Source organism: Chitinophaga sp. 180180018-3, from assembly GCF_037893185.1.
GTDB lineage: Bacteria > Bacteroidota > Bacteroidia > Chitinophagales > Chitinophagaceae > Chitinophaga.
Map to the genome: position 1 here is coordinate 6,709,372 of NZ_CP140772.1, position 13,129 is coordinate 6,722,500.

Below are 13,129 nucleotides of genomic sequence, written 5' to 3' on the forward strand. Positions count from 1 at the left end.
AGAAATTATGAGATACCCACGCATTTACACCTTGTTCCTGATGCTTGTCTTTCACACTTCCTGCGGACAAAACCGAACAAACGCACCACAAGATGATTTCAGTAAAGAGCACAATGGCTACTCCGAGTCTCAACTTAAAGAATTGGCTACCTCCAAGGTGCCCATGAGTCAGGTTCGGCATGTAAAGCAAGACAGAAACGGAGACATTTTGATTACTGCATCATGGGGTGGTGCTTTTCGCTACGATGGAAAATCGTTTACTAATCTCACAAGTAGTAAAATAGGTGCGCGCAGGTTCTGGGATGTTCTGGAAGATCAACACGGAAACCTTTGGTTAGCTTCCACTGATTCCGGGGTTTATCATTACAATGGGAAAACCTTTCAACATTTTACAACCAGCGAGGGACTTGCCAGCAATCTGGTTATGTGTATTTATGAAGATAGCGCCGGCATTATTTGGTTCGGCGGAGCTGGATTAACCCGCTACGATGGAAAATCTTTTCAAAATTTTACAACAAAAGACGGACTGCCCAATAATGATATTAGGGCTATCATGGAAGACAAAACCGGGAAATTATGGATTGCCACAGGGGACGGGCCTTGTTTTTATGATGGAAAAACATTTACCGTTTTAAAGAACAAAGATGGCAAATCGTTTAAGAACGTTTGGTCAATAATCGAAGATAAAAAAGGAAGCATTTGGTTTGGCGACGTTGCTGGTCTTTGGCGCTATGACGGCGGCACCTTTACTAAGGTGTCGCAGAGGTGGGCTTATGCAATAATCGAAGATAAAAAAGGAAACATCTGGACTACTGGTGCAGTAAATTCGAATGCCTGGGCACTTTCACGTTATGATGCAAAGTCCTTGTACAATAAAATGCCCACTGTAACAGAAATTACGTCAGGACCACCAGCTTTTTTGGGACTTTTGGAAGCTAACGATGGAAGTATTTGGTTTGGATCTGGAGGTGGCGTGTATCGTTACGATGGAAAGACCATCACGGACTTTAAAAGTGCAGCCGGTCAAAAATAAAGTGTATTGCTGATTTTGAAGGTCAAAATCAGCAATACACTCATTTATATTTCTTTTTATAACTCGCTTATAAGGAGAAACAACACCGTTGCGTACGTTTAATATAATCTTATGTACAAAGGATTCTTTACACCACTTTTTTAATATATCACTATGGCCAAACACACAAAAGCCTTTATAACATTTTTTTCATCTCTATTCTTTTGTATCCTAACAAGCAATCTATCTGCACAAAACAATACAAGCTATTCTAAAGAGGTACAGGCAAAAATCAAAAAGTTTGAAAACAATTTAGGTTTATGGGTGCAAATAGGGAATCAGCAATTTTCACTTGCCGACAGAATGAAAAGTAATCATGTAAACGGAGTAAGCATTGCATTGATAAAAGATTATAAAATTGAGTGGGCAAAAGGATATGGTTGGGCAGATAGTGCAGAACAGCGGCCAGTTACAACAAATACATTATTTCAAGCAGGTTCAATTAGTAAATCATTAAACGGGGTTGGTATTTTAAAATTAGTACAGGAAGGAAAATTGAACCTTGATTCAGATATTAATATTTATTTAAAATCATGGAAATTTCCTTATGACTCTCTATCAAAAGGGAAAAAAATAACGATAGCAAATCTGTTAAGTCATACAGCAGGATTAACAGTACACGGATTTGACGGTTATGAAAAAGGAGATACCATACCTGCACTGATACAAATTTTAAATGGTGAAATGCCGGCCAACAGTAAAGCGATTCGGTCAATGTATGAGCCTTCTCTTAAATCTGAATATTCAGGTGGAGGAACAACCATATCGCAGTTAATATTACAAGATGTAACAGGGCAACGGTACGATACATACATGTGGAACAACGTATTAAACCCAATGGAAATGAGTAATAGCTTTTATACCCAACCGCCGCCTATGGATAAAGAAAATTTACTAGCAACAGGTTATTATAATGATGGGAAAGAAGTGAAGGGGAAGTATCATATTTATCCCGAACAAGCTGCTGCGGGCCTATGGACAAACCCTACAGATCTAGCTAAATATATTATAGAAACACAACTATCCTTACAAGGAAAAAGCAATAATGTACTTTCCCCAGAAACAACCAGGCTTAGATTGACCCCTTATATTGATAACTCAGCAGCATTAGGAGTGTTTATTATTAAAAAGGGAAATGAAAAATATTTTAACCATGATGGCTCCGATGAAGGCTTTGTGGCTACATACTACGGCAGCATGGAAAATGGGAACGGAGCAGTAGTAATGGCAAATACCGATAATGGAAGCCTGTTAAGCGAAATAGTCAATTCCCTGGCTTCTGTTTATAACTGGAAAGATTTTTATACTCCGAAAATTAAAAAGGTTGTTACCGTAAATAACGAAATATTGAAATCGTACGTAGGAAACTACAAACTACATAGAGATACACTTAATGTTACTCTTGAAAAAGAAGATTTGGTGATAAGGTTGAACAGTAAAACGAAATACAAAATTTATTTTACTTCTGATACTGATTTTTTTATGCTGGAAATAGCTGGATCGGAACAAAGATTTACAAAAGACAAAAACCAAAAGATAAATGGCTTTGAGATTAATGATAATGGTTATAAAATGCAAGCTGTGAAAATAGAATAACTAAGCCACCGCCAACATCGGTTCGTCATACGTCATTGTAAAAACGAACCTTCAGCAAAAATTTTCAGTTTTTTGCCCAGCGAACTTTAACCAAAACAACAGCTTTTCGGCATATTACAAAAATAAACACAAAGCTAGTGCGCAATCAATGTGTATAAGAAATAGCACGGTTCGTCGTAACTATAATTGAAATAACGCAATCACTAAACCCTTGGGGGATTTTAAAGTTAATGATGGAAGTATTGGACTAATAAGGGATAGTATAACCGATTCTCTCTCAAGAACTGATTATTCGTCCCTCTGGATGTTTTGAAAATCAATGATCTAGAGGGACAAAATTGAAACAAAATAGGGGGCATTTTTTTAATTATTATTCACCAAATATGTGTATGACTGATTTTCATATACTTAAACACACGAAGCTACTTCCCGATACAAAACTTACTAAATATATAATCCAACCTATCCTCATTCGTCACCTCTCCCGTTATTTCACCTAAATAATGCAAACAAAGCCTGATATCAAGCGCCAATAAATCCCCCGGCAAACCATTATCCATCCCCTGTTTCACATCCTGCAGTGATTTCAACACCTCCTGCAGCGCAGCATGATGACGGGCATTTGTAACAATAGTATCCTCCGTATTAACATCTCCCGCTATCACTTTACTTACCAGCGTATCCTTCAGCTCCTGAATATGCGCGTGATTCCGGGCAGAGATCAACAATATCCCCGGTACTCCTGCGAATTTACTGCGTACTGCATCTTCTCCGGTAACATCAATCTTATTACCTACCAGCAGGTAATTCACATGCTCTGCTTCGAAAGCAGCAATCTGTTTACGTATATCCGACTCCGTTAGTTCATTCACATCAAACAAATAAACCACTACTCCTGCTTCACGGATTTTCTCCATTGTCTTCTGTACGCCGATACTCTCAATCGTATCAACGCTTTCCCGGATGCCCGCCGTATCTATCAGACGAAACAAGATACCATCGATGTTCAGTACTTCTTCAATAGTGTCGCGGGTAGTACCCGCTATATCGCTTACAATGGCCCTGTTTTCATTCAATAAGGTATTCAGCAGGGTTGACTTCCCCGCGTTCGGTTTCCCGACTATAGCGGTATTTACACCGTTTTTAATGACGTTTCCCATACGGAATGAATCGATCAGATGTCGAACCACGCCGGAAGCACTCGAAACGAGATCGTAAAAACGGGTTCTATCCGCAAACTCCACATCTTCCTGACTAAAATCCAGTTCCAGTTCAATCAGTGCGGAAAAGGTGATCAGTTGTTCGCGCAGGGCATGCAGCTCTTTCGAAAAACCACCCCGCATTTGCTGCATGGCAGTCTGATGGGAAGCAGCGGAATTACTGGCGATAAGATCTGCAACAGATTCTGCCTGGGTAAGGTCCAGTTTCCCGTTCAGGAAGGCACGCTGGGTGAACTCGCCGGGTTTAGCCAGGCGGGCGCCGGCCCTGATGGTAGCATCTATGATCTGTTGTTGAATATATGGTGAACCATGGCAGGATATTTCTATAACATCTTCTCCGGTATAAGAGCGTGGCCCTTTGTAGAGGCTCACTACTACTTCATCTATCACCTGTTCATCAGCTACAATGCTCCCGAAATGAAGCGTATGACTGGGCTGTTGGGTCAGGTCTTTTGCGGGGAACAGGCTGTTGCAGATGGTATAGGCCTCCGGACCACTTAACCTGATAACAGCTATAGCCCCAAGTCCCGGAGCAGTTGCCACTGCTACTATCGTATCATCGAATCCTGTTAGTTTACCCAGCATATGTCTGATTTATGAAGCCACAAATTTACACACAACTTTTGGCTATCAGACATAAAAAAGATCCCGTTCCGGAATGGAACGGGATCTTTCAATATGATCATTAACACAGTACTACTCTTGCAGTGTAAAGCGAATCGGGAGGTTGAACTGTACAGAAACCTGACGGCCGTTTTGCTTACCAGGTTTCCACTTAGGCATGGTTCTCACCACGCGAACAGCTTCTTCTTCCAGCCCGCCACCTTTTGCAGCGCCTACTGTTTTAACATCTTTAATGTTTCCTTCAGAGTCTACTACGAACTGAACGAACACTGTACCAGAGATACCATTTTCCTGTGCAACACGCGGATAATGGATGTTTTTGCTCAGGTATTTGGCCAGTGCTTCCTCTCCACCAGGGAAGGTAGGAGGTTGTTCCACGAATGTAAAGATCTCTTCTTTTGGCGGTGCAGGAGGAGGTCCTACTACACCTGTACCTTTACTGTCTTCCAGCAGTCCCGGATCAACCCCGTTAGGATCACCTTCCTGGGTCTTGGTGCTGATGGCTTTGTCTTTAATATCCTCGTGTTTCGGAGGTTCCTCATCTGGTGGTACCTCATTATCCTTTTTGATAACCGGAGGAGTAAACTGTACTGACGGTTTTACTGGTGGTGGTGGTGCAGGAGGAGGTGGTGGTGGAGGTGGTGTTTTCGGATCATCCGGTAACTTCACATCCTCCATCTTAATTTCCTGGATCACGGGCTTCTTAACGTTTTCTCCCTCAGAAGCCTTCACCCACTGTGTGATCATGTACGCTAAGAAGAATACAACAAACAGTGACACGGTACCCATAATCGCGTTCCGTACACGTTTATCATATTGTCTCCGCAGATCATACGCCCCATATTCCTTGTTCCTGCCGTCAAACAGGATATCAAGAAAATCGGACTTTAAGATTTTAGAAGAATCCATTGTTGTTTTTTTATGATGGATGCAAAAAATTATTTATTCCACAAGACTATTTAACACCGTTAGCAACTTCTGTACTCTGGATCCATTTCTTATCCTGGTCGCCAATATCTACGGTTGCATAACGCTGAATCCTGTTGATTGCCATTTCGTCGAGGATATCCACGAAGTTTTTGTAACTGGCATCATCATCAGCCTTTATAATTATTACTACGTCTTCTGGTTCACCTTTTGCATTTCTCAGTTTAGCAACTTCATCCCTTTTCTTAATGATCTCATCTCTGATACCTCCCTTGTTAGCAAAAGTAGTTGCTTTAAAGAAGTCCGGATTTGCAGATGCATTAGGATCCTGTGCTAAACCTTCGTAATAATATACACGATCTTTTTTCCCGAGAAGAATGGTCAGAGCGGTACTTTCTTTTACCTTATTCTGTTCTTCCTGCTTCTCGGTATCTTTTGGCATGATCAAGTCCATTGTTTTGGGCTTGGACATTGTAGTGGTAAGCATGAAGAAGGTAATCAGGAGAAAACCCAAATCCACCATGGGTGTCATATCCACACGGGTAGACTGCTTCTTGGATTTCGTCCCACCATGTTTCTTTCCACCACCACTACTGCTGGTATCCATTTCTGCCATAGTAGCCAGTTTTTTTGATTTTTTAATCAACAGCCTTCCAGGTCAGGAAGTAGTCGCTGTCTTTTACTTTTTAGTAGCCTTCATTTCTTCCCAGGCTGCTGTTCCCACAGGAGGCTCTTCCAGGTTAGTTACCAGGTTGAGTTTCTGGATATGTTTCTTTTTGAAAGTATCCAGGATCTCCTTAATCTTAGGATAAGGTGTCTGGTTATCGGCTTTAATACAGTATTTCAGTTTGGAAACTGCTCCTTCCTGTGCTGCAATACCATAATCGATCCATGCACCTAATTCATTGTTAGCAGAATCGGTAGGAATCCCTTTGTCGAGGCCGGAAGCTTTGCGTTTATCTTCATTCAATGAGAGATATTGCTTCAGGTCTTTGATAGGAGCTCCAACGCTTGATCCTACAATGAAGTTTCTGATTTCTTTCTGGTCCAGTCCCAGTTTATACTGAGTGTTCAGATCTTCAATCAGTTTCTTTCTCTTAGTCTGGCCATCCATGCTGAAAAACACTCTGCCATCCTTATCCACTGTGAACAAAAGCACATCAGAATCAGGCAAAAGGGTGGTGTTAATAGAGGATGGGGTAACTACTGTTACCGGTTCATCCGGTTTGAACTTAGTTGCCAGCATAAAGAAAGTTAACAGCAGGAAAGCCACGTCACACATTGCTGTCATGTCAATGTTCGTGCTTTTCCTTGGCATTTTAACTTTAGGCATCTTTACTCTGTTTTATAGTTTACTTTAATTAGATTCAAAACCGCTTTGTTTCCACAAAAAAATCAAAGATTATTTGTGGTTGGCAGCGAAGCTCTGTGTTAAAGTAAAACCAGATTCGTCAATAGCATAGGTGATGCCATCGATGTTAGTAGTAAAGTAGTTGTACATGATGATCGCGATAGCGGAAGTACCGATACCCAGAGCGGTGTTGATCAACGCTTCAGAGATACCACCTGCCAGCTGTGCAGAGTCTGGTGCACCACCGGTAGACATCGCAGCGAACGCGCGGATCATACCCAATACTGTACCGAACAGACCCAGCAGGGTTGCTACGGAAGCAATGGTAGACAGGAACACCAGGTTCTTTTCCATCATCGGCAGTTCCAGTGCAGTTGTTTCTTCGATTTCGTTCTTGATAGTCAGGATCTTCTGCTCAGTATCCAGCTCAGTGTTGGAAACCATTTCTTTGTACTTTTTCAGACCAGCTTTCAGTACGTTACCAACAGAACCTTTCTGTTTGTCGCACTCAGCCAGCGCTGCATCTATATTGCGGTTAGCCAGGTGGAACTGTACTTTACGAACCAGTTCAGAACCACTGAATTTACCTTTAGCTTTTGACAGGTACAGGAAACGCTCGATCACGAAAGTCAGACATACCAGTAACACGGAAATCAGGATAGGTACAATCAGACCACCTTTGTACACAGTTGCAAACCATTTACCAATGCCAGATTCAACCGGGTGACCCTCAGGATTGTTACCCTGGAAGTTGGCTGGGTTACCTAATACAAAAAAGTAAAACAGAAATCCTATCACTAAGCAGATAGGTACAGCCAACGCCGCGAACAGGTTGGATGACTTTTTAGGTTGATGAGAAGAAGCCTTAGCTGTAGCTGCAGTCACAGTTGTTTTAGTCTCAGCCATGTTGATTGAAATTTTAGTGTTAAAAATTAAACTATTGTTTGTTAGAAGTTACTAATTAATTTTTTCAGTGGAATGCCCCTCAGCACTCAATTTACTGTTTTTAGCAGTGATTCGCAAAGTTATAAGGTTGGTCCAAAAAAACAAGTGCCGCCCGAAAAAACCCCCAAAAATTAACCTTCACGCGTAAAAGCCCCACCACAGGGCTTCTTAACTTGTTTTTCAGAGCAAACACTTACATAAGCGAATAAACCAATATTGCAGTTCTCACAACTGATTGTTACTGTCCAATTCTTGAAATTGCTTGATTTTTTTTCAAAGTTGGACGCACAATTTAAGAAAAAATTCAAATGTTCCAACAGAAATCTTACAATTCTGATAACTTATTTCATGCCGCTCCAGTCCACGCTTTCAGCCGACGCTAATTGCATTTAGCATTGTAAGATATCATATTCTTTCGACAGATACACTGAAAATCAATACCGACGTGGAATTTATTATTCATCTGTGCTCCCCTCCATATGAAATTAATATATGCTATAACAATAAATACTTACATAAAAAAGTTGCTCCCGCAACCAGTGTTCCCACGCTTTCCAGTCGGTTCCCGTTCTTTTTTTCCATTCCTATAGCCTTTGACGCGTTTATGGATTTTCCATATAAGTTAATACTTAATATACTTACTTGCAAAGGTTTTTAAAAAAACTACCACAAGTAATCAAGAACCAATTTATTAAACCGCAATGAGCAATCCACATTACCACAAACTGATACTGGCCATGGCCGGTATGCTATGCCTCAGTACTGTAGCCCACAGCCCAGCCAGCGCACAACGGAAAAAAAATTCCGGCAATGCTGCGCCAACTACTCCTGCTCCCGCTAAAGATACTACCGGGAAAGGCCCGATGATCAAACCCGGTCCCAAACCTGGCCCGAAACCTTTTGCTGAAGTCATCACCGACAAAGCCAAAGCTGATTCCGGCCTGTTCAACATCTACAAACAGGACGATCGTTTCTTTTTCGAAATCCCCGATTCCCTCCTCGGCAGAGACATTCTTGTCGTAAACAGGATCTCCAAATCAGCCGCCGGGCTGCGCGCCATGATGTTGGGATTTAGCGGAGACATTATCAATCAGAATGTTATCCGCTTCGAAAAAGGCCCTAATAACCGCATCTTCTTAAAAGATATCTCCTATTCAGAAGTATCAAAGGACTCCACTCAGCCAATGTTCACTTCTGTAAGGAATTCTAACCTCCAGCCTATCGTTGCCGCTTTCGATGTGAAAGCCCTGTCTAAAAACGACAAAGGCACCATCATCGATATGACGGAGTATATCAACAGCGATAACGAAATCCTTTTCTTCGATGCGCAAATCAAAGGTGCACTCAAACTGGGTGGCTTTCAACCGGATAAATCCTATGTCAGCGATGTGAAGTCTTATCCGATGAACACTGAAATCAAAACCGTGAAAACCTACGGTAAATCAGGCGGTCCCGCTGGCCCTGGCATGCCCCCGGCGCCCGGTGGCAACGCTACCGTGGAACTGAACAGCTCCCTGGTATTACTTCCTGCAGTGCCTATGCAGCCGCGTTACTTCGATCCCCGTGTTGGCTACTTCACTACCAGTGTTACCGATTTCGATGCTGATCCGCAGGGCGTTAAAAGATTGCAGATGATCACCCGCTGGCGCCTCGAGCCCAGGCCGGAGGATATGGAGAAATATAAACGCGGAGAACTCGTGGAACCAGTTAAACCCATTGTGTTCTACATCGATCCCACTACGCCCGCCAAATGGCGTAAATACCTGATCATGGGTGTAAACGACTGGCAGACTGCATTTGAACAGGCTGGCTTCAAAAATGCCATCATCGCTAAAATGGCGCCTACTCCACAGGAAGATTCTACCTGGTCTATCGAAGATGCCAGGTTCTCTGCTATCGTATACAAACCCTCTGATGTGCCCAACGCCAGCGGCCCACACGTACACGATCCCCGGTCAGGCGAGATCATCGAAAGCCATATCAACTGGTACCATAATGTAATGCGGCTGCTCCGCAACTGGTACTTCGTTCAGGCTTCTCCTAACGATCCCCGCGCCCGCAACATGCAGTTCAGCGATGAACTGATGGGAGAACTGATCCGCTTCGTTTCTTCGCATGAAGTGGGTCATACACTCGGCCTCCGCCATAACTTCGGCTCCAGCTCTACCTATCCTGTAGAGAAACTCCGCGACAAAGAATGGGTAAAGAAAAATGGTCATGCTGCATCTATCATGGACTACGCCCGATTCAATTATGTTGCACAACCAGGCGATGGTATCAGCGGCGCGGATCTCTACCCACGCATTAACTACTACGATAAATGGGCTATCGAATGGGGCTACAAACTGCTGCCAGACGTTAAATCCGCTGAAGCAGAAACGCCTGTGCTGAATAAATGGACCGTAGAAAAACTGAAAGACAAAAAATACTGGTTCGGAACAGAAAGCAACCCTGACGATCCTCGTTCACAAAACGAAGACCTTGGCGACAATGCGATGGTTGCCAGTGCCTACGGCATTAAGAACCTTCAATATATCATGCCCAATCTCCTCGCATGGACCCGGGTTCCCAATGAAGGCTATGCTAACCTGGGAGAGCTTTACCGCGAGGTAGCCGGGCAATTCTCCCGCTACATGGGCCATGTGGCGAAGAATGTAGGTGGTATTTATGAAACTCCCAAAACCGTAGAACAGGCAGGCGCTGTGTATGAATATGTACCAAAAGCCATTCAAAAAGAAGCCATCCAATTCCTTAATAAACAACTATTCACTACTCCGAAATGGCTGGTTAACCAGGATCTCCTAAGCCGTATTGGCTCCGATGGACTAGCGCTCGTAGGCGCACAACAGGAACCGGTATTGGCGCGGCTGATGAGCGCCAATACGATCAACAAACTGATCAAAACAGAAGCTGCCCAAGGCACCCAGGCATATAGTGCAAATGAAATGCTGAGCGATCTGAAAAAGTCTGTTTTTTCCGAAATCGCAGCCCATCAACCGGTGGATGCTTACCGCCGGAACCTGCAACGCTACTTTGTAGATCACCTCACCAGCCTGCTGACTCCCGCGGCTCCTGCCAATCCGATGATGATCGTCTATGGCGGTGCTGATCCAACCAAGTCTGACGCTGCGGCCATTGGTCGCGCACAACTGGTAGCACTGAGAACGGAGCTCAGGGCGGCAGCCGGAAGCGGAGACGCGATGACGCGCAGCCATGTGCAGGATCTCATTGCCCGCATCGGCAAGGCGCTCGATCCTAAATAACTGGCAAGCATATACGAAAGAAAGCCTCCTTTGCCCTTTCTGGCTGCAAAGGAGGCTTTCTCTTATCCTCACATCAAATCCTCGTATTTATACCGGAAAATGCTTAATATCGCTACATTATTTACTTTAAGAAGCCTCAAAAGTGAAAGATCGGAACAATAAAATCACGATTTACGATATAGCTCAGCATCTTAATCTGTCGGCCTCCACGGTATCCCGCGCATTGCAGAACAATCCGCTGATCAACCTGGAAACCCGGGAGAAGGTTCAGCAAGCCGCCACAGAAATGGGCTATGTGCCCAACTGGATCGCTTCCAGCTTACGCAAAAAGAGATCAAATATCCTCGGGCTGATCGTTCCCCGTACTTCCATGTATTTCCAAAGTACCGCGATCAGTGGTATTCAGCATGAAGCACATAAGTATGGATTCAGCATTGTAATCGGGCAATCTGATGAAACAGTAGCGATGGAAAAAGAACTGGTACATACCTTTTACTCTCTCCGGGTAGATGGCCTGCTGGCAGTTGCTTCCATGTTCACCACCAATATCGATCACTTTAACCCGTTTATCAAGAACAATATTCCATTGGTATTCTATGATCGCGTGCCTGCTGATTTCCAGGGATATACTATCACGGGCGACGATTTCAGAGGTGGATTTCTGGCTACGGAACATCTTATTAAACAAGGTTGTAAACGCATCGCTCACTTTTCCGGTTTCCTTACCTGTAATCTTTATCAACAACGACTGGCAGGTTATAAAGAAGCGCTCGCCCAATATAATATTCCATTCGATGAGCGCCTGGTGTCTATTCATGATCTCACGATGGACTCCGCGACTACAGCAGCCCAGCAACTGTTTGATTCCGATGTGATACCTGATGGCATGTTTGCTGCGAATGACAGCTCTGCTGTATCATTTATCCGCGAAGCCAGAAACCGGAATATTGATGTTCCCGGGCAGATCAAGGTGGTTGGATATTCGAATGATTTGTCGTCCCGTATCATATCTCCCTCCTTAACTACTATCGAACAATCGGGTTATAACATGGGGCAGAAAGCTGTGGAAACAATTGTTCAGCTGATCAACCATGAAGAAAATGTGAAAGTGACTAAGAATTATGTTTTTCCGGTAGAATTAATAAAAAGGGAATCCACTACCGAATAGTCTTTATAAGATATCTCTGTACGATTACTAACAGTAGCGGCTATACGACAAATACAAATATTTTCAGTCCGCGATATTCAATATGAGGATAGCTGTGAGTATTGTAGTGCTAAATATTCATAATCCGGGTTACTGCCCGGATTTTTTATTTATAGGTAGATATGAAAAAACGGAGGATACTAAAAAACAAAAAAGCCCTGATGTATCAAAACACCAGGGCTTTTCTTAATAAGTATGGCAGCTACCTACTCTCCCGCATGATAGTGCAGTACCATCGGCCATGAGGGGCTTAACTTCTCTGTTCGGAATGGGAAGAGGTGAACACCCTCGGCATAACCACCATAAGATCTTTGTTTACTATTGCAGCAAACCCAATAAGATAGACATACCGGGAAAATTAAGTTGTATTCAGTGTTATCTTACGATAACGTAACATTAAGAAAGTTAAAGCTTACGGGCAATTAGTATTACTCGGCTGCGATGTTACCACCCTTACACCTGTAACCTATCAACGTCGTAGTCTGCGACGGCCCTTAAAAGTAAACTCATCTTGAAGCAGGTTTCACGCTTAGATGCTTTCAGCGTTTATCCTATCCGTACATAGCTACTCTGCAATGCACCTGGCGGCACAACAGATACACCAGCGGTACGTACGACCCGGTCCTCTCGTACTAAGGTCATGTCCTCTCAATTTACTAACGATCACAACAGATAGGGACCGAACTGTCTTGCGACGTTCTGAACCCAGTTCACGTGCCACTTTAATCGGCGAACAGCCGAACCCTTGGGACCTTCTCCAGCCCCAGGATGTGACGAACCGACATCGAGGTGCCAAACCTCACCGTCGATATGAGCTCTTGGGTGAGATCAGCCTGTTATCCCCGGAGTACCTTTTATCCTTTGAGCGATGGCCCTTCCATACAGAACCACCGGATCACTTTAGCCTGCTTTCGCACCTGATCG

At 43.5% G+C, this 13,129-nt stretch carries 9 protein-coding genes and 2 rRNA genes (1 of these 11 cut by a window edge); 4 read left to right on the top strand and 7 right to left on the bottom strand.

The window, feature by feature from the left end; genetic code table 11:
- Positions 1-7: 7 nt before the first annotated feature.
- Both UNH61_RS26310 and UNH61_RS26315 read left to right on the top strand, forming a co-directional pair.
- A complete protein-coding gene (locus tag UNH61_RS26310; protein ID WP_326994999.1) occupies positions 8-1,033 on the top strand; it encodes a two-component regulator propeller domain-containing protein in 1,026 nt (341 codons plus the stop codon).
- A 153-nt stretch (positions 1,034-1,186) separates the two neighbouring features.
- Positions 1,187-2,668, top strand: a complete 1,482-nt coding sequence (locus tag UNH61_RS26315; RefSeq protein WP_326995000.1) for a serine hydrolase domain-containing protein — start codon at positions 1,187-1,189, stop codon at positions 2,666-2,668.
- Positions 2,669-3,090: 422 nt separating this feature from the next.
- Here the strand turns inward: UNH61_RS26315 and mnmE are convergent, their stop codons facing one another.
- The 5 genes from mnmE to UNH61_RS26340 form a co-directional block, all read right to left on the bottom strand.
- Positions 3,091-4,473: a tRNA uridine-5-carboxymethylaminomethyl(34) synthesis GTPase MnmE gene (gene mnmE, locus UNH61_RS26320; protein WP_326995001.1), complete on the bottom strand. Its 1,383-nt coding sequence runs from the start codon at positions 4,471-4,473 to the stop codon at positions 3,091-3,093.
- Between the two features lie 111 nt (positions 4,474-4,584).
- Positions 4,585-5,421 carry a TonB family protein gene (locus tag UNH61_RS26325; RefSeq protein WP_326995002.1) on the bottom strand — a complete coding sequence of 279 codons (837 nt, stop codon included), beginning with the start codon at positions 5,419-5,421 and terminating at the stop codon, positions 4,585-4,587.
- 46 nt (positions 5,422-5,467) lie between these two features.
- Positions 5,468-6,055: a biopolymer transporter ExbD gene (locus tag UNH61_RS26330; protein WP_326995003.1), complete on the bottom strand. Its 588-nt coding sequence runs from the start codon at positions 6,053-6,055 to the stop codon at positions 5,468-5,470.
- Between the two features lie 63 nt (positions 6,056-6,118).
- Positions 6,119-6,772, bottom strand: coding sequence for a biopolymer transporter ExbD (locus UNH61_RS26335; RefSeq protein ID WP_326995004.1), 654 nt, complete (start codon positions 6,770-6,772; stop codon positions 6,119-6,121).
- A 69-nt stretch (positions 6,773-6,841) separates the two neighbouring features.
- Positions 6,842-7,696: a MotA/TolQ/ExbB proton channel family protein gene (locus tag UNH61_RS26340; RefSeq protein ID WP_326995005.1), complete on the bottom strand. Its 855-nt coding sequence runs from the start codon at positions 7,694-7,696 to the stop codon at positions 6,842-6,844.
- A gap of 740 nt (positions 7,697-8,436) precedes the next feature.
- On the opposite strand from UNH61_RS26340, the gene UNH61_RS26345 reads away from it, so the two are divergent.
- Both UNH61_RS26345 and UNH61_RS26350 read left to right on the top strand, forming a co-directional pair.
- A complete protein-coding gene (locus UNH61_RS26345) occupies positions 8,437-10,998 on the top strand; it encodes a zinc-dependent metalloprotease (protein WP_326995006.1) in 2,562 nt (853 codons plus the stop codon).
- Between the two features lie 142 nt (positions 10,999-11,140).
- Positions 11,141-12,166, top strand: coding sequence for a LacI family DNA-binding transcriptional regulator (locus UNH61_RS26350; RefSeq protein ID WP_326995007.1), 1,026 nt, complete (start codon positions 11,141-11,143; stop codon positions 12,164-12,166).
- A 232-nt stretch (positions 12,167-12,398) separates the two neighbouring features.
- On the opposite strand, the gene rrf is transcribed toward UNH61_RS26350, so the two are convergent.
- A 5S ribosomal RNA gene (rrf, locus tag UNH61_RS26355) occupies positions 12,399-12,510 on the bottom strand.
- 97 nt (positions 12,511-12,607) lie between these two features.
- Positions 12,608-13,129 (bottom strand): 23S ribosomal RNA (locus UNH61_RS26360) (it continues 2,357 nt past the right edge of the window).

Bases quoted from the DNA above. Each gene is read 5' to 3' on its own strand.
- mnmE (WP_326995001.1), bottom strand. From the start codon at position 4,473: ATGCTGGGTAAACTAACAGGATTCGATGATACGATAGTAGCAGTGGCA.
- UNH61_RS26345 (WP_326995006.1), top strand. From the start codon at position 8,437: ATGAGCAATCCACATTACCACAAACTGATACTGGCCATGGCCGGTATG.
- UNH61_RS26330 (WP_326995003.1), bottom strand. From the start codon at position 6,055: ATGGCAGAAATGGATACCAGCAGTAGTGGTGGTGGAAAGAAACATGGT.
- UNH61_RS26310 (WP_326994999.1), top strand. From the start codon at position 8: ATGAGATACCCACGCATTTACACCTTGTTCCTGATGCTTGTCTTTCAC.
- UNH61_RS26325 (WP_326995002.1), bottom strand. From the start codon at position 5,421: ATGGATTCTTCTAAAATCTTAAAGTCCGATTTTCTTGATATCCTGTTT.
- UNH61_RS26335 (WP_326995004.1), bottom strand. From the start codon at position 6,772: ATGCCTAAAGTTAAAATGCCAAGGAAAAGCACGAACATTGACATGACA.
- UNH61_RS26340 (WP_326995005.1), bottom strand. From the start codon at position 7,696: ATGGCTGAGACTAAAACAACTGTGACTGCAGCTACAGCTAAGGCTTCT.
- UNH61_RS26315 (WP_326995000.1), top strand. From the start codon at position 1,187: ATGGCCAAACACACAAAAGCCTTTATAACATTTTTTTCATCTCTATTC.